Raw genomic sequence first — 24,022 nt, forward strand, 5'->3', positions numbered from 1 at the left:
TGTGGATAGAAAAAAGCGAATGCCTCATTTAAAAGATTGCCTAAACGCCATTGGCGAAAGTTTGGTTTTACTTTTAAAAACTTTGCTAAACGATTGTGGGTGTTCAAATCCCAATTGGTAAGCAATTTCACTTACCGATAAACCCGTGGTCGATAACTTTTCTTTTGCTTTCTCAATCAGTTTATGGTGCAGGTGCTGCTGAGGGTTTTGGCCGGTTAAGGATTTGAGCAGACCGCTAAAATAAGTAGGCGATAGGTTTAAAGCTTCGGCAAGATCGGCCACTGTGGGCAGTCCCTGTTTTACCAAGTTTTCATCCCGAAAATACCCATCAAGAATTTCTTCCAAACGGTTCAAAATGCGGTGATTGGTAATCTTCCGCGTAATAAACTGGCGGTTATAAAATCGCTGGGCATAAGTAAGCAATACTTCCAGTTGTGCGATGATGAGGCTCTGGCTAAACTGGTCTATATTGGCGTGATATTCCTGCTTAATGCTTTTGACAATATTTTGGACCGCAGCTTCTTCCTTTTCGGAAAGATGCAGGGCTTCATTTACCGCATAGCTGAAATATTCATACTTTTTGATATTGGTGGCCAAGGGCGTATTCCATAAAAAATCGGGATGGATGAGCAGCAGCCATCCCGAATGTTTCAGTTCTTTATCCTTATCCACCTCAATCCGCAACACCTGACCGGGCGCCATAAAGGTCATCATACCCTCGTCGAAATCATATTCCTGCTGACCATACTTCATCTTGGCATCAAAATTCCGTTTGAGTCCGATCGAATAAAATTCATTTACCAAACTCACCGGTTCGGCACCCGGCACTTGTTTAATGTCCTCAAAACTCACTACGCTGATTAAAGGATGTTGTGGCTTTGGCAGCTGCATCAGTTTATGATAAGCGGCTATGTTTTTGTTGTGCTGAGGCTGCATGCTGGTCATAATACAAGATACTAATTTGAATGATAAGCTATTGCAAATTCTCTGGCGAAATCTTCCAGTTTTATTTTACCCATGGTTGCAGGTTGGTGCAGATCATAATCTTCGCGCATTAAACCGCTGCCAATAGCGGCATTCAATTCAATCAATAAGTCTGCAATCTGTGGCGGCACACCGTTTTTCTCCATGTTTTCTTTTACCTGTTCAGCAGGAAAAGTCAGCCATTTCAAATCAGGTTTGCCAATCGCTGCACCTAAAACCGATGCGACTGCGTTACAGCTCCGTTCATCACTAGCGATATATCTGATTTTATTGCTGAGGGTAAACTGTTCTATTTCTTCGGCTGCAGCAGCGGCAATATCCTGTGTAGATACCATCACCACCTTATCGTCGCCACCAAAATTTGTAGCCATAAAACCTGCATTTTTGATCATATCTACATAATGGTATAAATTATAGTAGAAAGAACAGGGCCGTAAAAAGGTAATGGCAACACCTGGCAACTTTTTCAAAATTTCTTCCACGCGGTGTGAGCCTACAATTATTCCAGTGCCTTCAGCCAAATGCGCCCCCCAACTGCTCAGGTTCACTACCCGTTTCATACCCGATTGTGCAATAGCCTTTGCATAACTGTTACCCACAGTTTCATAATGGCTTAGCGGGTCGGCTGTATAAAAATTGGGTGGTATCATGGCATAAAGCACGTCTGCACCACGAAAGGCTTCCGTTAAAAAATCAGTATCGGTTAACGATCCTATGGCTGCAATAGCACCTAAAGCTTCAATATCCCTTATTTTATCGGCACTGCTGCTGATTATGGTTACCGCATGTCCTTTTTGCAATAAGGCCTGTGCAAGTGGTTTGCTGATGTTTCCTAAAGATCCTGTTACAACTATTTTCATGTTTTGTTATTTTAGATCACAAAGGTCGGCAGCCACAAGCACACGGATGTATCCAAACTTATGCTTGTTGTATCCAAACTTACGATTTGGAAAAAATCGTGTTGGATTTGCATATCATAACTTAGCTCCCCCCTTTCTCAGCAAGTAGCGTAGGTGCATAGCCATAATGCTTTTTAAAGGCATAAGAGAAATGCGAAAGGTTTTCGAAACCCGTTTCGGGATATACATACTGGCTACCAGAGCCTTATCAGATTAACAGCATGTCCGCAGCAAGTCCGCATATAGTCCGCATTTTACTGGTAAAATGCGGACTATATATGAATTACTATTTGATTCGTAGTTAACCTGTCAGCTACCAAGGGTTAGCTTTTTATATTGGAGATGCCCAAATCCACCCCGCTGCTGGGCTCCCTGAAGAATCTGGATCTTACTCCTCGGCGACCTCTGATTAACCCCTCCCTTCGCCTGCGCTCAGGATAAACTTCTCGCCCAGCCATAAACGCAAAAACCCACAACTTTCGTTGCGGGCTTTTGAAGCTCCCTCTGCTGGGCTCCCTTCGCCTGCGCTCAAGATAAACTTCTCGCCCAGCCATAAACGCAAAAAACCCACAACTTTCGTTGCGGGCTTTTGAAGCTCCCTCTGCTGGGCTCGAACCAGCGACCCTCTGATTAACAGTCAGATGCTCTAACCAGCTGAGCTAAGAAGGAGTACTGGTCGTTTCCTAAAACGGGGTTAATGTTACTTTGCAGCAACCTTAGCCTTGTTCGTTTTGGGAGTGCAATATTAGCGCTTTTAAATTATTTATCCAAAAATAAAATCAATTATTATCAAAGAAAACGATCCTCCTTTTGCTGAGGAGGATCGTTTCACCAATTTCAAACTGACTATCAAACTGTTAACAGTTACGACTTAACAATCCACGGGGCCTGATTAATATCATCAGTTCCGTTAAATTGACGGAGCAGGGCCTGTTTAAGGTTCTCGCCATTGGTTGTTCTTTCGATATCAGGGTACTGAAAACGTTTAGGGATCCTGTTACTGTTACCTACACCCGGACCTACATCAAAAGTTGGCACGCCTGTCCTGCGGTACTGGTAATAGGCTTCGAAACCCGAATTACGGAAATAAGCCAGGTATTTTTGCGTCAGGATCTGCTTTAAACCATCAGCTGTATTACCGGCATATTTAACTGCTGCCTGCGCATAATAATCGTTTTCGAAAGAGAAATTAACATTGAAGTTTTCAAATTCGCCCAGTTTTCCATCCTTTTTAAGGAAGGTAACCACATTTACGCCATCTTTTATCCCATAAAAACCGATAGAAGCCTGGACACCTTTTTTATACCAGCTTTCGGCATCGCCAGTAGCCCAGCCACGGTTAATGCCTTCAGCCTTGATAAAACAAAGTTCAGGATAAGCAATAATAAAAGTATTTTCGGCGGTATAACCACTATAGTAACGGTAACGGCCAATCAGCGAATACAAACCTTTTTGTACCCTATCCAACATTACCCCCTGATCTTCGCCTGTAGGTGCACCAATAAAATTGCGGTAATCGGTAATGGTATAACTATTGGCTTCTGCTATCCCCCTTGCCGGCTCTGCTACCATATAGGCGCGCGGGTCTTTAAGGCTCGAAAGCGTATTTAAATACGTACCTGCCATATTATAACGTAAAGCATCGTTACCAAAATTATCTTTGTTATTCGGATACTTGTTAAAACTTTCGTTGTATACAAACTGCAGGTTATCGGCCATACTGTCCATCACCGGATATTTGGTCGGGTTACCCAACACCGCAGCAAACTTTTGTTTTACCTGCAAGTCGGTATCGTCTGCTTTTGTGCTCAAATTGATCAAAGTGCGCAATTTAAAGGTATTCACTACCTTTTGCCAGGCTACCAGATCATTTTTCAGGTAGATATCACCTTTTAACTCTTTATTGCCCGCAACAATTAAAGCGGCCAAATCGGTATTGGATTCTTCTAACCAGCTTAACGATTGTTTGAAAATATCCTTCTGGGTATCGTACTTTGGCGTTAAGTTGGCGAAACCTTTTAGCGCATCCGTCATTGGCAAATCGCCCACTTTCAAACTCATTTTCACAAAGTAATAGGCTTTAAAGAATTTAGCCAGCGCCAGGTAAGGCTTAGCCACGGCACCACCCAAACGGTTGGCTTCCTCTTCCATTTTCACCACGTTTTTTAGGGTCGTGTAATCTAACGAGGCGCCCGTCCAATCGTAGTTGTTGGTTGCGTAATAGAAATAGTTGGCGGCAGTATATTGGTTCCATCTTTCTGAGCCCGAAAATGGGGCTTCGTACATATCGAACAAAATGCCGTTCAACAATAAGTTTGGCGGAACGGTTTCGGCCTGGTTCGGGTTTTTAAAGTTGTCTTCAAATTCTTTCTTACATCCGCCGCAAACCGCAACGATGATGAAAAGAAACAGGATTTTATATATTGATTTCATGATCTTATTTTCTAGCTATTAAAAAGTAACATTCAGGTTAAAGCCTACACTTCTGGTAGTTGGTGTTTGCAGCGTAGAAGTACCTTCTCTGCCCGAATACTGATCTACATCCACATCATTGTAGGTAGAATTGATAAAATACAGCAGGTTACGCCCTACTACCGAAATATTGGCCCGTTTGATAAACGTACGCTCCAATAATTTTTTAGGCAACTGATAACCGAAGGTCACCTCACGTAATTTTGCATAGGTACGGCTCATCATGGTATTTTCTTTGGCACCATAAAATACGCCCAAATAATCTTGTAATAACTGCGGAGTAGTATTTGGCGCGAAAGTTAAATCGCCATAATTGGTAATTACACCCGTAACCGGATCGAAGTTGAGTTTACCATTGTTGGCCACAACCACACCTTCGCCAACCCAGGTACCTTTGTATTTTGGATCGTTTACACGTAAATAATCCTGATATCGGGCTTCGCCCATTTTACCCTGAATGGTTTCGATCTGACGGCCACCCTGAAATGATTTCAACCGCACGTAATCTTGCATTACCCCACCCACTTTACCATCTAACTGGAAGCTGAATGAGAAATTTTCGTACCTGAATTTGTTCCCGATACTCCATACCCAGTTTGGATCGGCATGACCTAACAATTGGTTCACCGGTAACGAAATCGGTGTTCCACTCGAGGTGTGAATCACCTGTCCGCCTGGTGTTTTGGCCAGTACTGAGCCATAGATATTGTCGATACGGTCGCCGGTTTTAAAGAACTGATCAACCGATGTTTCGCCTGGAGCCAGTTCTTTATAAATCTGTTTATAGGTAGACCAGTTGATCATCACATCCCAACCAAATTTATCGGTCATGATGGGTGCGCCCGATAAACTTAACTCCACACCGCTGTTCTGCGTTTTACGACCGTTGATGGTATTGGTTTGGTAACCTGTAGCTGCTGAGATATTTTGTTTGATAATTTTTGGTCCGTCGATATACCTGAAATAAGTAGCCTCGAAACCTAACCTGTTTTTCAGGAATTTTAAGTCGATACCACCTTCATAATTGGTTCTGCTCTGTGCTTTTACGGCATTCAGATCAATCAGGTTGTTGGTATAATAGGCTCCGGTTTGGTTGTTATAGGTAGGTCTGATACTATATGGTGAAGACAAACCATAACCTGGGCCGCCGTACGATGAAGTATATTCAGCACCATAACCTATCGGATAAGTTTGTAATGGCGTTGCCCCAATAAAATCCTGTGTACCCAAACCTGGGTCTTTAACGTTGGCATACGATGCCCTTACTTTTGCAAAAGAGATAAAAGCAGGCATTTTCACATAATCCGAAATTACCGAGCTTAACGAAACCGAAGGATAAAACGCTGCATTGTTCCCTGGAGGAAGTGCCGAGTTTTTATCTACACGACCCGTGGTATTGATGTTTAAATACTTTTTAAAACTTAAATCAACGGAGTAAAAAGCACTTAACACCAACATTTGCGAATTAAAGTCGAATGCTTTTACCGGGTTTTTAGAGTTCGAGAAGTTATATACGTTCGGAACGTTTAAATAATCGGTAGTGGTAAAACTTGAGTTGTAACTGAAGTTACGGGCGTTACCGCCACCAAAAGCACTGATTTCGAAAAGATCACCTACGTTTTTATTGTATTTTAAAATCAATTGGGTATTGTTTTCGAACATGCTCCTGCGGTCTTCCCTGTAATCGCCCAAACCTTCTTCACGTCCGTATGGGTGAGCAGAAAACGGCATTTTCTCCGTTCTTAACTGATCGTAGGTAGAGATCTGTGTTTTTAACAACACATCTAATCCTTTCGATATATTATAGTTTAATGAGGCATAACCGTTAATATCATTCTTTTTATGTCCGCGCAACCATTCGTACGACATAAAATAAGGGTTGTGGTAACGCTGATATTCGGCATAGATAGACTGGATGCCTTCTTTACCCGGCTGCCAGTAGTTTTTCATATCATCAATATTCCAATCCGCACCGCCCCAAAGTGTCATGTTATAAATTACACTGTTCGGACCATAGTTTACATCTGGAATGTTATCAGAAAACTGACGGCTGTAATTGATGTACGCTTCGGCCCTTAATTTAGGACTGATGTTATAAGAACCGCTTACATTAAAATTATTAATGTTCAGCTGTGTGTTCGGGATAATACCTTTCTGGTAATTATTAGAAATAGAAACCCTTAAATTGTATTTATCAGTTGCTGAAGATAAAGCGATGTTGTTGGCAGAAAGTAATCCGGTTTCGATAAAGCGTTTTAAATTGTCTTTACCACGGGCCACCCATGGGGTACCCTGGCGCACACCGTTTACAATTGGGCTATCGTACTGAGGGATTAACTGGCCATCAAATTTAGGGCCCCAGATATCATAATCACCATCATTTAAGCCTCCGCCTTTACCATCGCCAAAAGCATAGGCACTGTGCTCTCCAGGGCCGTATTCGTCCTGGCTTTTTGGCAGGGCAATAAATCCTTTGTTAAACTGTGTACTCGAGTTGAGTTCTACAGTGAAACCTTTATCGCTCAGCTTGCCTCTTTTGGTGGTAATCAACAATGCACCATTATAAGCCTGATAACCATAAAGCGCGGCCGCAGCGGGCCCTTTAAGTACGGTATAGGTATCAATATCATCCGGATTGATGTTCCAGGTATCCGAATTGATCGGTACCCCATCTACCACAACCAGGTTCACATCATTACCACGCAGGTAAAGCGATGAGCGGCCCAGAAGTTCTGAAGATACCCCAACGGTTAAACCGGCAACTTTACCTACCAGGCCGTTTACAGGGTTCGCTTCACGGGCTTTTACCAGATCAGCTCCTTTAACCTCTTGAATGGCATACCCAAGGTTCCGTTTTTCTTTGCGGATACCGAGTGCGGTAACCACCACATCGTTCAGGTTTTTCGAATCTGTTTTTAAGGTTATGGTGAGGTTTGCCCCGGTAACCTGAACTTCTTGTGTTAAAAAACCGATAGCGCTCAGCACAAGTGTTTCGCCAGTTTTGGCTTCGAAGGTAAAACGGCCCGACTGATCGGTTGAAGTGGCTTTTTTAGTGCCTTTCAACAATACACTTATACCAGGAATTGGCTGTTGCGCATCATCTTTAACCAGACCGGTAATTTTTGTTTGCGCCCAGGTAAAACAGGGCGTGAGGCATAATAACAATAAAGCTACCATGCACATCTTCATCTTGTAGAGATGTTTCATTTATCTATAAGTTTTTTAGGTTTTATAGATACAATGATAAGATGTGCATGTTAGCCTAATACCAACTTTTAGTTAACAAAACTACCTGTTCTTGTTTAGTATTTGTTAACTAAATATTTTCTTAATGCTTTCGGCAGCATAACCTGCACTCGCCGTCATTCCTTTGCCGCCAATGGCCGTACGGATGTGGATGCGATCGTCTAAATCATATTCTACAATATGTTTAGTGGGGTGTTGCGGATAATATCCTGCCCAGGTAGTTTGCAGCTTACGCACATCGAGATCAACAATGCGTGCCGCTTCCTCCAGCATCAGCTCGTTAATGTGATAGCTTAAATTGAAACCCAGATCATCGAAATGTTTTACACCGGCATACTCATGCGAATCGCCAATAATAATGGTATTGTCTGCTGCTTTTTTAAACAGGATATGGATGCCCCATTTTTTCAGTTCTTCGTAATGCGCAGGCGTTTTAATGCTTTTAAACGAAGGGCAATAATGCTCGAAACTCTCGTAACGCCTGGTGGTTAAACCAGTTAAGATATTGCCCTCCAAAGCTACATCCGGCATTGGGATACTGCGCATCATCTGTAATTTACTTACCACAATTCCGCTTTCACTAAACAGTTCGGGATAGAGCAGTTTAAATTCGTAGCCATTGCAAATGATGGCTTTCTCTGCCGTAAAAAGTTCAGCATTGTTTTTCAGGCCTACCTCCACACCAGTACCTTTGCTTTCGCAAGCTGTAACCGGACTATTGTATTGAAGTGTATATTTTTCAAACTTGCTCTGCATGTACGTATGCAGGCGGTGGATCATCTGATCTGGGGCTACACTGATCTCCTGCGGAAAAAAGATAGCTTCTTTGGCATAAGATGATTTAATGGCGGGATATTTTTTTAAAATAGCCTCCTGATCGAGCAGATCGGTTTCGTAACCAATGGTGTCGTAATGTGCTTTCAGCTCATGGATCAAAGTACATTCGTCATCATCTGATGCGATGTATACACTACCGTTCTGCTGCACCGAGATATCAAATTCCCGTTGAATGGATTTGTAGATTTCCAATCCGGCTACACCGTATTCGAACCACTCGGCTTCCATGCCTGATGGTACCACCTGGCCAAAGTTACGTACTGTAGCCCCTACAGGATAATTGTCTTTTTCGAGCTGCAATACAGATTTACCCGAAAGCAAGGCATGGTAAGCATGGAAAGTACCCAATATACCTCCACCGATTACGATAAGATCGAAATGTTTATTCATTGTTTGTTTATTTTTTTTATGGATGCTTTTAATGCACCTGTAATGTTAATATTTTTTTAACCACGTTATCTCACGTCATTTCAATTATAAGAAGGGTCGTCATCTCGATCCGATAGCTATCGGATTAGGAATGATGATACTGTTTATAAAAGCCGCCTCGACTTCGTTGCGCTCCGTTACCATTAACAAATTCCAAATAGAAAAGTCGTCATTGCGAGGAGGAACGACGAAGCAATCTTTCATGCTTTACGGCCACTATAAAGATTGCTTCGTCGGCTGAAAAAGCCTTCTCGCAATGACGATAAATGGTAAAAAGCAGCCAAAACTTTTTTTATTTCCCCGTTAAAACCACGCTTCCTGCCGCTTGCATCTTTTTATTGGTAGCTAATGTTTTCCTTCTGAAATAAATCAATGAAAGTACGCTGCATACCCCACCAATTAATGGAACAGCGAACAAACACTGTTTAAAGAAATGCATCCAACTAATATTGGTTTCGCCAAATTCGTGGAGCATCAATACCGAAAAACTACCTACATAACCAATAGAATCGGCTACATACATGATAAAGCCGATATTGCTTTTGTAATGAAAATTGGCAATCATCCTTTCGAAGAAAATGGCATTATACGGAATGTAAGCCATATAAAGCCCCATACCCAGTAAAGCCATCCAGCTAACCGGACCGATATAACCCCGATCAAAAAAGAAAGTACTTACACCTATTAATAAACAACCTGCAATAATCATGATATGGATTACAGTAAAGGCTTTCAGGTTATCCTTAATCAGGATCAAAAGCCCCATCAACACCAATACCACAACAGAAATCAAGGTATCAATCTGTGTGTAAATATGGTTGTTGTGGATCCCTAAACCATTCCAGATTTCTACTTCAAAATTATCACGCATATCGCGGATGCAGGTAAGCAGCACATAAATGATAATGGTTAAGATAATACCAGGCAAAAAAGCGGTGATAAAAGCCTTACGTTGTTTCGCATCCATCGGAACCCGTTTGGTACGGAGCTCCTGGTCTTCTTTTGATGGCGGCGGAATTACTTCCAAACAGAAAACAAACAGGAACAGCGGAAGCAAGAAAACCAGTCCGGTAAGGAAAGGCATCCAATAATCGCTTACCGCAGCAAAGCTCATCAATGTACGTGCTACAGTTTTAACAAAACCAGAGGCAAATATTAAACTGATCGACATTAAAGCGCCCATAAATTCGGTTGTTTTCCGTCCTTCTAGATAACTGAATACCAAACCCCAGATCATTCCCAGCGGAAAACCGTTAAGAAAAAGAAATGCAATATTATAAGGAGCCGGTACCAGTGCAAAACCGAGCAAGGCAAGCCACGAAAAAAGGATCAGAAAAATAATACTTCTGGCGCGATTGCTTTTCCCGGATTCGGAGATAAAGCGGATACCATAAAATTTGCTCAGGGTATAACCCACCATCTGCGCGATAACCAGCCACACTTTATAATCAATGTGCAGAAATTCCTGATGCTCAAATGTAGCAGAAGCAAAGGCTTTTCTGAAAGCATACATACTGGTATAACAACCAAAGGCAGCAACACCACCAAGCACTGTGATTAACCAATATGGCCAATTCAACGCTTTTTTACGGGCAATCTGAAGCAAATTCATCTTTAGTCTGTTATAATTCCAAATACCGTATTCTTAAACTGATCAGCTCCCTTCCCTGCTGCTGCGAAGGCTTTGCCCACCCTATCGAATTCTACAAACATGATTATCATAAGATATTTCCTTTTAAAGAAAACAATAGTAAACAATGTTTATTATTTGTAAACAAAATCAAGATTATCAAATTGTTAAATTTAACAAGCGGGCAAATATTATTTACTGAACGCCTCTAAAACAGGTCTTCCTCTCCAGCTCTGCGGCGGGGTTAAACCCATTATCCATGCCAGTGTAGCAGCCGTGTCGTAAGTGATAATCGCATCTGTGAGTTCGTGGTTTTTATGCACTCCAGGACCTGAAATTATCCACGGAATCTGCACTTCATCCAACGATTTACCACCATGACCTTTACCTGTACCACCATGATCTGCCGTAACTAAGATAATGGTTTCGTTGGCAATACCGGCATCATGAACTGCCTTCACAATTTTCCCAATACGTTGATCTACAAGTTCCAGTTGTTTATAATAAGCTGGTGTACGGTGACCGATCGAATGTCCCGTTCCGTCAGGTTCGTCTAAATGTAAAAAAGTAAAATACGGTTTTTCTTTTTTGATAATTGCTGCAGCGGTGTCGGCACAGAAATCGTCTTTCTCTTTTCCATCTACAATGATGTTTACAGCTTCTTTTTCGAACAGGTAGCCAATACCGTTCCAACTGTAAATAATAGCGGTTTTAGCCTGCTTTTTCTGATCTCTGATTACACTGAATATCCCAGGGAACAAGCCATATGAAGTTTTGGCGATAGAAGGAATTTCGGGTACTTTGCTGTTCCACTCGGTATAACCATGTTCGGTTGGCCCCGCGCCCATTAACAAAGAGGCCCAGTTAACCGCACTTGATGATGGCAATACACAACGCGCCTTGTCGGTCCACGAGCCGTTAGCCATTAAAGCTTTAAGATTGGGCATATTGGCTTCCTGCAGGGCATAGCCGCCAAAACCATCGCAACCGATCAGGATTACATGTTTAACTTTTTTAGGTTGTGCCTGCGCAAATACGGCTACACAAAGCAACAAAACTGTGCTTTTCAAAAATTTTTTCATATTCATATTCTTTACCAATCAAAATTAGGATTGATTTATGAAGATGAAGATAGATGTTTGTTAAGTATTAATAAACTTTGTTTACCAAATTGTTACTCGAAAAAATAAACAACAAGCATTAAAGCTTTGGTATCGCCAATATTCACCGGGGTATGCGAAAGTCTTCCGTCGAAAAGCATGGAGTCGCCCTTTTCGAGGATAATTTTCTTTTTCGAAAACTGATATTCTACCTTACCTTCAATCATATACTTAAACTCGAAGGCTTCGGTTTTAACCATCGGGCGGTGCGCGTTAACTTCGAGCTCGAGCAGTACAAAATCGGCAGTCGAAAATTTAATATTCTTGGTTAAGATACGCGAATAGTTAAAGCCGACAGCCTGTTCTTTTTCAAATTTCTGATATTGCTCTTGCCGTTTTACCAGAACAGGGGCATCCTTTTTATGAAAGTTAATGTCTTTAAAAAAGCTGTTTAAATCGATCTCCAGGCTTTTAATAATATCCATCAACACCATTAACGATGGGATGGTTCTGCTGTTTTCGATCTGCGAAATAAGGCCTTTGCTTACCCCCGCTTTATCAGCTAGTTCTTGCACGGTAATACCGAGCTCCTTACGCCTTTCTTTAATTTTAACGCTAATCTGTAAAAGAATTTCTTCCTGCATATTAAAATAGATATTAATACCGCTAATGTATTATTTTATTCCTGTAATCTGAATCCAACTATCGCATTAGTTACGCATTAACATTTTTTAGCCTTTTTTTTTTTAAGAGAAATGCCCTGACTTCAGCAATGCGTCACCCAATTTGAACTTGAAGCTTTTTGAATTGGATAAAAGTATCATGATTTTTAAAAACAAGCATCTACACGATTCTCAGAGCGTCAAATTGCGCTTGCGTCACCTGACGCTGAAGTCAGGAAATAGATATTAATACCGCTAATGTATTATTTTATTCCTGTAATCTGAATCCAACTATCGCATTAGTTACGCATTAACATTTTTTAGCCTTTTTTTTTAAGAGAAATGCAATTCAATTAAGATTGTCATCCTGAGCCTGCCGAAGGAGTTGCTTAATTGTATATAAGCATTTCGACAGGCTCAAAGTGACAGATGCCAATCAAGATTGATTTATGATATAGCCATCAAATAATAACCAAATTAACGGTAATGGCCTTTTACCCAATAACGGCCACCGTGGGGGCCTACATTATAATGGCCGGGCACCCAATGAGCGCGTGGCGCACGTGCACTTACTACGCATGCACTAAAATTAACCGCCATAACCAATAAGAGCAATGCATTTACAATCGTTTTCATAACCTAACCTTTTTAAGTGAAAAAATAATTCAAGCTTTATGCTGTGTGTATTATTTTGACAGGGCGAGGATAGGAAAGGTTTAATTGTCTTTAACTAAAAAGATATGTCATGCTAACCCGATACCTATCGGATTTATTTCATCTTCTTTGCATGACAGACCCTGAAATAAATTCAGGGTGACGACGGACCATTGACAAAAAAAACGGCCTGACCCTATTCAGGCCAGACCGCTATTTATATTTATTATTTAAAAAAAAGATTAGAAGCTATATCTCAATCCCAATTGCATCTGATAACGTGAAGCAAAGAAATCTTTTGAATATGAGGTTACATCTTTTTGAGCAAAGGTATACACCGGATATGCTGTAGGTGTGCCTGCTGTTGCTACCTTAACACCTACACTGGCCATAGAGTTATAGGTATTAGGAGAAAAATATTGAATTCCCCAGTCTTTATTTACCAGGTTAGTTAAGTTCACAATATCGTAAGTTAACGTAAGTATATGCGGGTGTTTTCCTTTCGCTACCTGTATGTCCTGAGAGAAACGGAAATCAGCCTGAACATTCCATGGGGTACGTGCACCGTTACGCTCTGTAAAATTGCCACGACGGGTACTTAGGTATTTATCGCCATCAACGTAGGCGTTAAAAGCGGCTCTTTGCTCTGCTGCTGTAATAAGCGGAGTTGTAGATGTTGCTGGTATATCAGCAGTAAAAAATTTAGATGCTTCGTCAGCTGTCGGCACATATAACAAGCTTACCGTTTGTCCGGTTCCGTTGATTCTTGTATTCACTAAACCCAATGAATACGGCGAACCTGACTGACCGCTAAAGAATAATGAGAAGTTTGATACATATTTGCCATTTTTAGCCCAGTCCAATCTGTAATTGATGGTGGAAATAATCCTGTTGCGGATATCGAAGTTAGAATAAGCCAAACCTGGGTTATTCGGGTTAAGGGCCTGGTTTAACTGCCAGTTAGATTCCATCGAATTACGGATACCATTGGCAATATCTTTTGATCTTCCATAGGTATAAGCCACCATCAGATCTAAGCCCATAGGAAGTGATTTACTTACCTGAGCAGTTAAACTATATTTATATCCTTTATCCGTGTTCGACAATAGATAAGCATTGGTGTACAATGGATTGATTTTGGTTCCCGAATAGATCGGCTGCTGTTTCTGCGTATCATAAACCATGTAGGTAGGGTTATCTACATAATTGATCTGCTGAAACTGCACATCTTTGATCACCTGGCTAAAAATTCCCTCAACCGTAAATTTCCACTGGTCGTCTGTTTTATAATCGAAGGCTAAATTACTTCTCCATGCTTTTGGCATTTTAAAGTTATTGTCAACCAAATCTACCTGTGTGGCACCTTTAGCATCTTTAACATTAACGCCTTGGTTGGTTACATAACCTGCTTCGCCATTACCCGTTAAAGCATCTTTAATCGGATCTGAACCTGCCGCAGGTTTTACTATTTTAGTAGGGTCTGCATTTGTATACACATATGATTTATCGAATGCACCATAGTTTACACCATTATTGTAATACGCATAACCGATCCACGCAAAAGGAACACGACTGGTAAACAAACCTGTACCACCACGCATTACCAAACTTTGGTTGCCCAATACATCGAAATTGAAACCCACACGTGGCGAAATCTGAATTTTATTCAGGAATTTTCCGGTAATTGATGAGGGTTGGGTATAAGTATAAGTTGTACCATAATTGGCATCAACAGGAGAGTTTGTCGTTTTTGTACTCAACGAAGGCATATCTGGCAAGTTCGCCATATCGAAACGTAAACCCGGTGTTAATTTAAAACGGTCGCCAATGCGGATCTCATCCTGACCGTAAACACTGTACATGTTTACATTAAATTCTGCAGTTGGGTTGGCGATAATGTTATCGCGGCTATTGTTGTCATAGTTATAGCTGGTACGTACCCTATTTGGCTGATTAGCCAGGAAATCGGCAACACTGCTATAAGCTACACGGCCATTCCATGAGTTTACAAAACCATAGTTGATGTTATAAAACTCATTGTGCGTACCAACTGTAAAAGTATGGATACCCTTGCTATACGTATAGTTATCGGTAAATTCGAAAGTATTTTGTTTCATATTGAAGATACTCGCCTCACGGTCGGTACCTAAAAATAATGTTCCTCCGTTAGAAGCAATCTCAATCTGTGGCAAAGCCGGATTAGAAAGCGGATCACGATAATCGTGAACAGTAGAATAACCTACGATTAAGTTGTTGGTAGCCGAATTCCCAAAACGGGTTTTCAGATCGGCAACGGTTGAAGATTGGTTGTTGTTCTGTTTAAAATCGATACCACCAAACCTGAAGTTAGACTGATCTCTTTCTAAGTTTGTGGCTTTCGAAATGATGGTGTTATTCCGTATGGTTAACTGGGTGCTCTCGCTGATATTCCAATCTAAACGGTTAAAGAATTTGTTAGACTGCGAATAGATGTTGTAATCGCCAAACGAACCTGCATCTACACCATACACATTTTTCATGCGGTCAGAAATCTGCTGTGCTTGAGCTAAGGTAAGCAATTTCATATCAGACGATCCAGCACCTAAAATTACCGGATCCTGACGGCGGGTAATCTCTTCGTTGGTGAAGAAAAACAATTTATCTTTTATAATCGGGAAGCCCACACGGAAACCAGTTTGATAATCGTGGAAAGCAGAAGGCTCTTTGCTGTTATCGCCAATTTTGTTCTTGCCGATTAATGATGCGTTACGGCCATAACCATAAACCGATCCCACTACTTCATTGGTACCACCACGGGTAACGGCGTTAATACTACCACCTAAAAAGTTACCTACCTTAACATCATAAGGAGAAAGTAAAACGGTAACATCCTGGATCGCATCAAGCGAAACCGGATTGGTACGTGTACTGCTCCCAGGCATACCAGAACTACCGCTCTGACCACCCAATGATGGGCTAAAGCCGATAGCATCATTATTAATTGCACCATCGATAGTTACGTTGTTGTACCTGAAGTTGGTACCGCCAAAGGTATTGTCTTTACTGCCTTGGGGGGTAACTCTGGTTACATCCTGCAAACTGCGGTTCATGGTTGGCAAGGTTTTGATCTGACCTTCGCCAATGCTGGTACCTGCACCAGATTTTGTTCCGCCTTTTTGTCCTTTAACACTTACTTCAGCCAATTGGTTACCTTGCTCCTGAAGATCGATATCAAGTTTTAGATCCGAACCTAGGGTTAGGTAAATATTTTCTTTTACCACCGGGCTATAACCAACAAAGGTTACAGTGATTTTGTATGGTCCGCCCGGGTTTAAGTTCCCAATGCGGTAAAGTCCGCTTTCGTTCGACGAACCTTTAGATACTGTACCTGTTGGAACGTGCACCATAACGATGGTTGCCCCTGGGATGATACCTTTGTTATCCTTAATCTTTCCGTTAATACTAGATGTTGTAACCTGTGCCTGAGCAAACGTGACCAAGAGCACCAGAATACTTACTAGGGATAGTATACGTGATTTCATTTTCTGTTATTTTATTTTGGTACAAAACAACAGCCTTAATGTTAATTCAATATTAACAGAAAATTAAGTTTAACCTAATGTTAACAATGTGGAAATCGGAAATATACAATAGAAAAATAATTCCTTAACAACCTCTTTACAGGCCGGAACGTATTGATGAGCAATATGCTCAAATATCAAACTCAAAGATGAAGATTTGATGAAGTTTTGGGCCTTGCGTTTAGGGATGGGCGTTTGGCGTAGATCAAAGATTAAACAACTAACGACTAACCAATTCGACAATTAAGCGGTTTTGCGGTTGGAGATGGGCGTTTAGCGGCAGTTAACCGAATTAGTTGGCGGTTCACAATTTTCAGTTTACAGTTAACCGACTTCAACAATTAACCGATTAACCAGTTGGCAGTTTACATTTAACCGATTAAACAATTCACAGTTGACAGTTTTCAGTTAAACAATTAACCGATTAACCTGCTAGGCAATAAACATGAACTAATGACCAATGAATCAATGACTATTGAACCAATGAACTATACATTATCTTTGCAGCATGACAATAAGATTAGCCCGAAAAGCAGATATACCAAAAATCATGCATCTGGTAAGTAAAGTGGTCCCGCTGATGCAGGCTGCTGGAAACTTTCAGTGGGGAAACGATTACCCAAACCCTGAAGTATTTACAAAGGATATTGCCATTAGCCAGTTGTGGGTTGCTGAACTGGGAGATGAAGTTGTTGGCGTTTCTGCTATTACAACAGATCAGGATCCGGAATATGTTGATGCAGGCTGGGACATTAACGACAAAGCCATTGTAACACACCGCTTAGCAGTAGATCCCGATCGTCAGGGTATGGGCATCGCCAAAGCTTTAATGGTGCAAGCCGAAGAGGTGGCGAGAACAATAGGCATTACCATTTTAAGGGTGGACACCAATAGCGAAAACAAAGCTACCCAGGCGCTTTTCCCAAAACTTGGTTACACATTTAGCGGCGAAATTAGTCTCGCCAAACGACCCGGACTCCGTTTTTTCTGTTACGAAAAGCTTTTATAACCAAACTATACCCTTAACGAACCTCTGAATGCCCTTGCAGCGTAATAGGATTGCGCGCCATTATGGTACACAAATACATGATCGTAACGGCGATCGCCAAAGAGTGCCCCACCATGTTTTCTGATTTCTGGAGGGGTAACGATCCAGCTGGATGTTTTGGTATCGAATTTACCGAGCTGCTGCAAGGCCCTGTATTGCGCCTCTGTTAAAAGTTCGACACCCATCGCAGCGGCCATATCAACCGCGTTATTATCAGGCTGATGCTCTTTTCTCGATTCCAGACCTTCGAGATCGTAACAAACGCTTCTACGGCCTTTGGGGCTTTCTGCCGAACAATCGTAAAAAATATATTCGCCAGTAGCTTTATCATAATCAACAACATCTGGCTCACCACCCGTCACCTCCATTTCATCAAGCACCCATAGTTTTGCGGAATTCGCTTCTAACCTTGCCTGTACTTTTGCCCATTCAATCCCTTTATGACGGATCATGTTTTTCTCAAAACGAACTTTCAAAGTATGAAGGAGCTCTTCGGTCTGTACTGCCGATAGCTCTTTTTTATTGTCCTTTATTTTATTCATAAACTTTATATTTCGGTTAAAAATTCCATTTGTTTAAATCCTCAATTGCCATATGGAGCGCAAGGCCTGTACAAAAAAACAAGTTTCTTCCCGTTTTGCGCTTATACGCTTAGCTTCCTCGCACCTCGTTGCTGCAGGGTAAACGCTTCAACCGGGGCTAGGTGGCCAAAGCAGTGTTTCATTTTAAGGGTTGCAAGGCGAACAAACTCTTGTTCATAAACCCGATCCTTTACTGTGCCGTCAGATGTTACCATTTGACGGGTAATTAAATCCAGGAGTTGCAATTACAGCAAATTTGGATTACATCTGTGTCGGATGGTAACATCCGGCACCACAAATGGAGAATAACTGTGCCGTCAGATGTTACCATCTGACGGGTAATTAAATCTTGGAATTGCAATTACAGCAAATTTGGATTACATCTGTGTCGGATGGTAACATCCGGCACCACAAATGGAGAATAACTAATCATCCAATCCTTTACCATTTAAAATCTGCGGCATATATTTTTCAACCCTCGCCTCCCGCGTTTTGGATTGCTTGGGTGCCGAAAAATGCAACAGGTAACCTCTTTGTCTTCCTGGTGTTAAGGCCTCAAATGCAGCTTTTAAATCTGGTATATGATCTAATTTATTTTGAAACTCTTCCGGAATGTTATACTCTGTGGTTTTTTTCAGTTCCACTTTAAATCCTGCCTTTTCTACCGCAATAGCTTCCAGAATATAGGCTTTCAAAATTGTTTTCATTTTTACGATCTGCAATGCTGTAGTAAACCGGATCTGCCTCGCCGATTGCACATTTTCCGTTTGCTGGATCAAAATAGCCTCATTATCTTTTAATAAAGTACCTTTAAACAATAAAAAAGCACAGTATTCTTTAAAATCGTGTATCAAGACAATGTTGCTTCCGTTAAGTGTATAACATGGACAGCCCCATTTTAATTCTTCGGTAAGTCCGCAATCAAGGGCAATCGTCCTTAGTAAATTTACCGCTTCCTGCCACTTATTTGCTTTATTAAAATAAAAATCAACTTTTGGATTCATAACATCATAAATTAGGAGGAACGGTTTTTCTATCTGCAGGTCTGAAATACCAGGATAACGCAGTTAATACCAATAGTAAAATCGGACCAAAATATGCAGAAAAGCCATGATCCTCAGTGGCCAGATGTGAGAAAACAGCACCCGACATGACGAAGAAAAAGCCAGCATAAGCCCATTCTTTTAGTAAAGTAAATTTAGGAATAAGCACGGCAACCACGCCTAAAATTTTCCAAATCCCCAATATGCTCAAAAAATACAGTGGATAGCCCAATTGGGTAAACAGGGCCACTTCTTCTTTCGTTTTCAATAATTGTACTATGCCAGTAGATAACATGCCCAATGCAAGCCAAACTGTGGCAATCCAGTAGATAATTTTGTTTCTTTTTGTCATGATGTATTATTTTAATTGGTTTACGACATCTTGTAGACGGTTATGGGCCATATTAATGCCCTGTGCAAAGGGTAAAGCAAGTATCTGGTCTCTAACTGCAGCCGATCTGTAAATAACATGCATGGTGAGCTTACTCTTATCATCATCCAGTTTTTCAAAGCTTAAAAACTCAAGCTGAACCCCAAAGGGTGTATTTTCCATTTCGAATGTCCGTGTTATTTTTTCTTCAGCAACAAATTCATGAATTACCCCGGTAGCCACAAACGCAACATTCCCTTTAGCATCGGAGGTTTCAAACTGATAACTGCCGTACTTTTTATTTTCTAGCTTCAGCACTTTGGTACCCATCCACTGCGCTACAATTTCAGGCTCTACATAAGCTTTAAAAAGGAGGGCCAAAGGCAGATCAAATTCCCTGGTGATGACGATTTCCTGTTTGCCGTTCTCGGCATCGATTTTTGTTTTCTGCTCCATGTTATGCTATTTGGTTGGTTTATAGTTTTTCATGATATCTTCTAATTTATTAAACCGACCATCCCACATTTTGCGGAAAGGCTCGATAAAATCAGCTATTTCTTTCATCTTTTTGGCGTTCGTGTGGTAATGGATCTCCCTGCCATTTTGTTTTTGCTCAAGCAGCTCGCATTCGGTAAGAATTTGAAGGTGTTTAGAAACAGTTGGTCTCGCGGTATCGAAATTCGTGGCTATTGCCCCTGCCGTCATCGATTGTGTGGCCACCAGCAACAGTATTGCCCGCCTGGTAGGATCGGCAATGGCCTGAAATACATCTCTTCTTAAATTCATTATGTAGCTATTTGACTACAAATATAAATGAAGTCATTTAACTACGCAAGTTTATCTGATTTTTTTTGAGATCAAGCTTTTGGTCATATCAGCAGATATTAGCGATATCCCCCATAGTACTTATTCAGGTAATTTTATCATCTCTTTGAATGCTCTCATGTACTTCATTTCACCTTATCACTTTTTTAATGTAATTTGGGTAATGATAGTTTGAGCATGTTAAAAATAAAGCGATGACCCGTAACTCCCTTTGCAAAAAAAGTGTTCCGCCTTTTATTTTATTGCTTTTATTCTTTTTTCAATTCGCCTGCAAACAAACAGCCTCGACAGAAAAAGTAGAACAATCTCCACAAAGCAAAAAGATAGTGGCACACATGGACTCCCTTATCTACGCGGGGTTTAATGAGCAAGCGCTAACCTATCTTGATTCTGCATATGGCAAGCTAAAAGCGCCAAATTTGATGGACATCTATAACAAATATTATGCGAAAGCTGTATATTATTATCATAGACAACCAGATACAGCAAAAGCCAACCTCTATGCAGACAGCATGCACTATATACTAAAAGGGAAGGAAGGCCTATACAGATCAGCCTATGCAAATGCCATTTTTACTAAAGGAGATGCTCTTGTTTTAACTAAAATGTACAATACAGCTTTTAATTATTACTATAATGCCGGGCAACTTGCATTAAAAAATCTCGACAGCTGTGATTCTTATGGTTTTAACTATAGATTGGGGCTTTTAAAATATAATCAACACCAATATCTCGACGCAGTTACCTATCTTAAAAAAGCATTTTCTGAAAGTAAAAATTGCGATCACGAAGAATCGCTAAAGGCAACATTTATATCCCGGCAAAGTTACATCAACACCATTGCCCTTTGTTTTGAAAAGGCAAACAAACCAGACAGCGCCATATATTATTATAGAAAAGCAATCGCTTTTTTGGACGAAAGCCTCATCAAGTATCCTCAGCAAGCAGATTTTTTAACGATCGCCCATGGAGTTGTTTACGGAAACTTAGGTGGCGTATATGCAAAAATCAAACATGATGGTGAAGCTGAAAAATACCTGAAAGAAAGTATTAAAATTAACGACCAGCCCAGTCATGATCAGGCAGATGCACAAACTGCCAAAATAAAGCTGGCCTCACTGTATCTTGACCTGAAACGCTTTAAGGAAGCAAAAATTCTATTAAACGAACTTCAGCTGGTACTGGACGGAAAATTAAAGGATCAGAAAATGACGGTTAGTAGCCAGATCAAATTATATCGGCTAAAATGGAGTTACTTTGATCAGATTCATAACGTACCCGAGGCCATTGAGCACATGCAACTTTATCATCAGCTCGACGATTCATTGAACACTGAGAATGAGAGCCTGAGAAAAGCAGACATCAATTTATCGTTTAAGGCCAGCGAACAGGAATACAAAATAGCTTTGCTTAACAAAGACAATAAAATCAAAAAAAATTATTTAATCATATTTATTTTCTTCACAGTAATCACAATAGCATTACTGAGCCTGATATTGTTTAACAGGGAAAAATTAAAAGTGATGAACAGGGAAATTACGGCTCAAAATTTAAATATGCAAAAACTGCTGTCCACTTTAGAGCAAACGCAACAGGAAAATACCCGCATGATGAAAATTATGGCCCATGACCTGAGAAGTCCGATAGCCGCAGCAATAAGCATTTCGGGGATACTTAAAACAACAGCCCTACCCCAGGCCGACCTTGAAATGCTAGATCTTTTAGAAGTTTCGAGCCAGCGATCTTTGGAAATGATTACTAATTTATTAAATATAAACGCCGAAACTGCCGATCTGATCAAAGAATCTGTTGAAATGCATACACTGTTAAATTATTGCGCTAACCTATTTAAATTTAAGGCACTCGAAAAAAAGCAAAAATTAAACCTCAAGGTACAGAACATTACCATTCAGGCAGATGGAAGAAAAATATGGAGGGTATTCAGCAATCTGATTGCAAATGCCATAAAATTCAGTCCTATTGGAGCAGAAATAAAAATAACAACAGAAGAAACGCTAAAAACGGTTATGGTAACCATTGAGGATAATGGCATAGGTGTTCCAGCCGAGCTAGGAAATACCATCTTTGATCTGTTTACAGTAGCCCAAAGAGAAGGAACTATGGGCGAATATTCTTCAGGCCTGGGACTAGCCATTTCCAAACAGATCGTTGAAGCACATCAAGGTAAAATATGGTTTGAAAGTGAATTAAACCAGGGTACAACTTTTTTCGTTGAGCTTCCATTAAAATAAATAAACCTATTCTTTAAAGAACCTATATTTTTTATAAGCGCCGATTTAGGTGTTAATCAGGTTTTGAAGCTCCCTCTGCTAGGCTCTCGTCGCCTGCGCTCAGGATAAAATCCCGTCCAGCTATAAACGCAAAAAACCCACAACTTTCGTTGCGGGTTTTTGAAGCTCCCTCTGCTGGGCTCGAACCAGCGACCCTCTGATTAACAGTCAGATGCTCTAACCAGCTGAGCTAAGAAGGAGTACTGGTCGTTTCCTAAAACGAGGTCTTTTGTGCTTTGCAGTACATATAGCCTTGTTCGTTTTGGGAATGCAATATTAGGGCTTTTAAATTATTTATGCAATATTTGCAGTGAAAAATTTTAAAAAAAAATTAACACATAGATATGAGCCTGATAATCATAGGTACTGTAGCTTTTGATGCTATTGAAACTCCTTTCGGAAAAACGGATAAAATTGTAGGTGGAGCAGCAACTTACGCAAGTTTAGCCGCATCTTACTTTTATAATAAAGCAAAAATCGTAGCAGTTGTTGGTGATGATTTTCATCAATCAGACATTGATATCTTCACTGCCCACGGCATTGATACCGAAGGATTACAGATTAAAGCAGGTGAAAAATCTTTTTTCTGGTCGGGAAAATACCATAACGATATGAACAGTCGCGATACTTTGATCACTGAATTAAACGTATTGGAAAACTTCGACCCGATTATCCCAGAGAGCTATCAGGATTGCGAATATTTAATGCTGGGCAACTTAACCCCTCAGGTACAGCAAACGGTAATTAAACGCCTTAAAAACCGTCCTAAGTTAATTGTAATGGATACCATGAACTTCTGGATGGACATTATGATGGACGATTTACTGGAAACCATTAAATTGGTTGACGTATTAACCATTAATGATGCTGAAGCGCGTCAGTTATCTGGCGAATACTCATTGGTTAAAGCGGCAAAGAAAATCCTTACCATGGGCCCAAAATATCTGATTATTAAAAAAGGTGAACATGGTGCTTTATTGTTCCATGAAGATCAGATTTTCTCTGCTCCGGCATTGCCTTTGGCTGAAGTATTTGATCCAACTGGTGCTGGCGATACTTTTGCGGGTGGTTTTATCGGTTATTTGGCTAAAGTAGGTACCATTAGCTTTAACAATATGAAAAATGCAATCATTTATGGTTCGGCACTGGCATCTTTCTGCGTAGAGAAATTTGGAACGGAAAAGTTATTAAACCTAACCGACGAAGAAGTTGCGGCCAGAATTCAGGAATTTGTAAGCTTAAGTGCATTTACAATAGAAGCTTAATCAGTTGGCAATTCCCAGCTGACAGTTTTCAATTTTAATTGCACATACATGAGCCGCAGATTTAAAGATTAATTTCTGAAAATCTGCGGCTTTTTAATTGCCTACAGTTCATTTAACCCGATCGTC

General features: G+C 40.7%; 18 protein-coding genes and 2 tRNA genes. 3 read left to right on the forward strand and 17 right to left on the reverse strand.

Annotation, left to right across the window (positions count from 1 at the left end; translation table 11 throughout):
* Nucleotides 1-24 precede the first annotated feature (24 nt).
* From R2S57_RS12070 to R2S57_RS12120, 11 genes are all read right to left on the reverse strand, one after another.
* The gene (locus tag R2S57_RS12070; RefSeq protein WP_316845206.1) at nucleotides 25-945 is read right to left on the reverse strand and encodes a helix-turn-helix transcriptional regulator; all 921 of its coding nucleotides are present in this window, start codon (nucleotides 943-945) and stop codon (nucleotides 25-27) included.
* Between the two features lie 11 nt (nucleotides 946-956).
* Nucleotides 957-1,844 carry an NmrA family NAD(P)-binding protein gene (locus R2S57_RS12075; protein WP_316845207.1) on the reverse strand — a complete coding sequence of 296 codons (888 nt, stop codon included), beginning with the start codon at nucleotides 1,842-1,844 and terminating at the stop codon, nucleotides 957-959.
* A 634-nt stretch (nucleotides 1,845-2,478) separates the two neighbouring features.
* A tRNA-Asn gene (locus tag R2S57_RS12080) sits at nucleotides 2,479-2,552 on the reverse strand.
* Between the two features lie 195 nt (nucleotides 2,553-2,747).
* Nucleotides 2,748-4,316, reverse strand: a complete 1,569-nt coding sequence (locus R2S57_RS12085) for a SusD/RagB family nutrient-binding outer membrane lipoprotein (RefSeq protein WP_316845208.1) — start codon at nucleotides 4,314-4,316, stop codon at nucleotides 2,748-2,750.
* Between the two features lie 18 nt (nucleotides 4,317-4,334).
* Nucleotides 4,335-7,562, reverse strand: coding sequence for a SusC/RagA family TonB-linked outer membrane protein (locus tag R2S57_RS12090; protein WP_316845209.1), 3,228 nt, complete (start codon nucleotides 7,560-7,562; stop codon nucleotides 4,335-4,337).
* A 105-nt stretch (nucleotides 7,563-7,667) separates the two neighbouring features.
* Nucleotides 7,668-8,828 (reverse strand): TIGR03364 family FAD-dependent oxidoreductase, encoded by a 1,161-nt coding sequence (locus tag R2S57_RS12095; RefSeq protein WP_316845210.1) that lies wholly within the window; start codon nucleotides 8,826-8,828, stop codon nucleotides 7,668-7,670.
* A gap of 331 nt (nucleotides 8,829-9,159) precedes the next feature.
* Nucleotides 9,160-10,479, reverse strand: a complete 1,320-nt coding sequence (locus R2S57_RS12100; RefSeq protein WP_316845211.1) for a DUF5690 family protein — start codon at nucleotides 10,477-10,479, stop codon at nucleotides 9,160-9,162.
* Between the two features lie 209 nt (nucleotides 10,480-10,688).
* Entirely contained in the window at nucleotides 10,689-11,579 is an 891-nt protein-coding gene (locus R2S57_RS12105) for an alkaline phosphatase (protein WP_316845212.1), read from the reverse strand.
* 92 nt (nucleotides 11,580-11,671) lie between these two features.
* The gene (locus tag R2S57_RS12110; protein WP_316845213.1) at nucleotides 11,672-12,241 is read right to left on the reverse strand and encodes an XRE family transcriptional regulator; all 570 of its coding nucleotides are present in this window, start codon (nucleotides 12,239-12,241) and stop codon (nucleotides 11,672-11,674) included.
* Nucleotides 12,242-12,736: 495 nt separating this feature from the next.
* Complete coding sequence (locus R2S57_RS12115; protein WP_316845214.1) at nucleotides 12,737-12,895, reverse strand: hypothetical protein; 159 nt, start codon at nucleotides 12,893-12,895, stop codon at nucleotides 12,737-12,739.
* 260 nt (nucleotides 12,896-13,155) lie between these two features.
* Nucleotides 13,156-16,434 carry a TonB-dependent receptor gene (locus tag R2S57_RS12120; protein ID WP_316845215.1) on the reverse strand — a complete coding sequence of 1,093 codons (3,279 nt, stop codon included), beginning with the start codon at nucleotides 16,432-16,434 and terminating at the stop codon, nucleotides 13,156-13,158.
* Between the two features lie 547 nt (nucleotides 16,435-16,981).
* Between R2S57_RS12120 and R2S57_RS12125 the strand changes: the two genes are divergently transcribed.
* Nucleotides 16,982-17,482, forward strand: a complete 501-nt coding sequence (locus R2S57_RS12125) for a GNAT family N-acetyltransferase (protein ID WP_316845216.1) — start codon at nucleotides 16,982-16,984, stop codon at nucleotides 17,480-17,482.
* A gap of 5 nt (nucleotides 17,483-17,487) precedes the next feature.
* On the opposite strand, the gene R2S57_RS12130 is transcribed toward R2S57_RS12125, so the two are convergent.
* From R2S57_RS12130 to R2S57_RS12150, 5 genes are all read right to left on the reverse strand, one after another.
* Entirely contained in the window at nucleotides 17,488-18,063 is a 576-nt protein-coding gene (locus tag R2S57_RS12130; RefSeq protein WP_316845217.1) for a DUF4256 domain-containing protein, read from the reverse strand.
* A gap of 464 nt (nucleotides 18,064-18,527) precedes the next feature.
* Nucleotides 18,528-19,106 (reverse strand): YdeI/OmpD-associated family protein, encoded by a 579-nt coding sequence (locus R2S57_RS12135; protein ID WP_316845218.1) that lies wholly within the window; start codon nucleotides 19,104-19,106, stop codon nucleotides 18,528-18,530.
* Between the two features lie 4 nt (nucleotides 19,107-19,110).
* Complete coding sequence (locus tag R2S57_RS12140) at nucleotides 19,111-19,497, reverse strand: DoxX family protein (protein WP_316845219.1); 387 nt, start codon at nucleotides 19,495-19,497, stop codon at nucleotides 19,111-19,113.
* Between the two features lie 6 nt (nucleotides 19,498-19,503).
* The gene (locus tag R2S57_RS12145) at nucleotides 19,504-19,971 is read right to left on the reverse strand and encodes an SRPBCC domain-containing protein (RefSeq protein ID WP_316845220.1); all 468 of its coding nucleotides are present in this window, start codon (nucleotides 19,969-19,971) and stop codon (nucleotides 19,504-19,506) included.
* 6 nt (nucleotides 19,972-19,977) lie between these two features.
* The gene (locus R2S57_RS12150; RefSeq protein WP_316845221.1) at nucleotides 19,978-20,301 is read right to left on the reverse strand and encodes a metalloregulator ArsR/SmtB family transcription factor; all 324 of its coding nucleotides are present in this window, start codon (nucleotides 20,299-20,301) and stop codon (nucleotides 19,978-19,980) included.
* A 233-nt stretch (nucleotides 20,302-20,534) separates the two neighbouring features.
* Here R2S57_RS12150 and R2S57_RS12155 point away from each other — a divergent pair, with 233 nt between their 5' ends.
* Entirely contained in the window at nucleotides 20,535-22,592 is a 2,058-nt protein-coding gene (locus R2S57_RS12155) for a HAMP domain-containing sensor histidine kinase (protein ID WP_316845222.1), read from the forward strand.
* 165 nt (nucleotides 22,593-22,757) lie between these two features.
* On the opposite strand, the gene R2S57_RS12160 is transcribed toward R2S57_RS12155, so the two are convergent.
* Nucleotides 22,758-22,831: transfer RNA gene (locus R2S57_RS12160), tRNA-Asn, on the reverse strand.
* 144 nt (nucleotides 22,832-22,975) lie between these two features.
* Here R2S57_RS12160 and R2S57_RS12165 point away from each other — a divergent pair.
* Nucleotides 22,976-23,896 (forward strand): PfkB family carbohydrate kinase, encoded by a 921-nt coding sequence (locus R2S57_RS12165; RefSeq protein WP_316845223.1) that lies wholly within the window; start codon nucleotides 22,976-22,978, stop codon nucleotides 23,894-23,896.
* Nucleotides 23,897-24,022 lie beyond the last annotated feature (126 nt).

This window comes from Pedobacter psychrodurus (assembly GCF_032678585.1).
In the GTDB taxonomy this organism is placed as follows: domain Bacteria; phylum Bacteroidota; class Bacteroidia; order Sphingobacteriales; family Sphingobacteriaceae; genus Pedobacter; species Pedobacter psychrodurus_A.

Excerpts from the sequence above, each read along its gene's own strand:
- R2S57_RS12120 (WP_316845215.1), bottom strand. The coding sequence starts at position 16,434 with ATGAAATCACGTATACTATCCCTAGTAAGTATTCTGGTGCTCTTGGTC.
- R2S57_RS12075 (WP_316845207.1), bottom strand. The coding sequence starts at position 1,844 with ATGAAAATAGTTGTAACAGGATCTTTAGGAAACATCAGCAAACCACTT.
- R2S57_RS12135 (WP_316845218.1), bottom strand. The coding sequence starts at position 19,106 with ATGAATCCAAAAGTTGATTTTTATTTTAATAAAGCAAATAAGTGGCAG.
- R2S57_RS12150 (WP_316845221.1), bottom strand. The coding sequence starts at position 20,301 with ATGAATTTAAGAAGAGATGTATTTCAGGCCATTGCCGATCCTACCAGG.
- R2S57_RS12165 (WP_316845223.1), top strand. The coding sequence starts at position 22,976 with ATGAGCCTGATAATCATAGGTACTGTAGCTTTTGATGCTATTGAAACT.
- R2S57_RS12100 (WP_316845211.1), bottom strand. The coding sequence starts at position 10,479 with ATGAATTTGCTTCAGATTGCCCGTAAAAAAGCGTTGAATTGGCCATAT.
- R2S57_RS12085 (WP_316845208.1), bottom strand. The coding sequence starts at position 4,316 with ATGAAATCAATATATAAAATCCTGTTTCTTTTCATCATCGTTGCGGTT.
- R2S57_RS12095 (WP_316845210.1), bottom strand. The coding sequence starts at position 8,828 with ATGAATAAACATTTCGATCTTATCGTAATCGGTGGAGGTATATTGGGT.
- R2S57_RS12105 (WP_316845212.1), bottom strand. The coding sequence starts at position 11,579 with ATGAAAAAATTTTTGAAAAGCACAGTTTTGTTGCTTTGTGTAGCCGTA.
- R2S57_RS12110 (WP_316845213.1), bottom strand. The coding sequence starts at position 12,241 with ATGCAGGAAGAAATTCTTTTACAGATTAGCGTTAAAATTAAAGAAAGG.
- R2S57_RS12125 (WP_316845216.1), top strand. The coding sequence starts at position 16,982 with ATGACAATAAGATTAGCCCGAAAAGCAGATATACCAAAAATCATGCAT.
- R2S57_RS12070 (WP_316845206.1), bottom strand. The coding sequence starts at position 945 with ATGACCAGCATGCAGCCTCAGCACAACAAAAACATAGCCGCTTATCAT.
- R2S57_RS12140 (WP_316845219.1), bottom strand. The coding sequence starts at position 19,497 with ATGACAAAAAGAAACAAAATTATCTACTGGATTGCCACAGTTTGGCTT.
- R2S57_RS12130 (WP_316845217.1), bottom strand. The coding sequence starts at position 18,063 with ATGAATAAAATAAAGGACAATAAAAAAGAGCTATCGGCAGTACAGACC.
- R2S57_RS12155 (WP_316845222.1), top strand. The coding sequence starts at position 20,535 with ATGACCCGTAACTCCCTTTGCAAAAAAAGTGTTCCGCCTTTTATTTTA.
- R2S57_RS12090 (WP_316845209.1), bottom strand. The coding sequence starts at position 7,562 with ATGAAACATCTCTACAAGATGAAGATGTGCATGGTAGCTTTATTGTTA.
- R2S57_RS12145 (WP_316845220.1), bottom strand. The coding sequence starts at position 19,971 with ATGGAGCAGAAAACAAAAATCGATGCCGAGAACGGCAAACAGGAAATC.
- R2S57_RS12115 (WP_316845214.1), bottom strand. The coding sequence starts at position 12,895 with ATGAAAACGATTGTAAATGCATTGCTCTTATTGGTTATGGCGGTTAAT.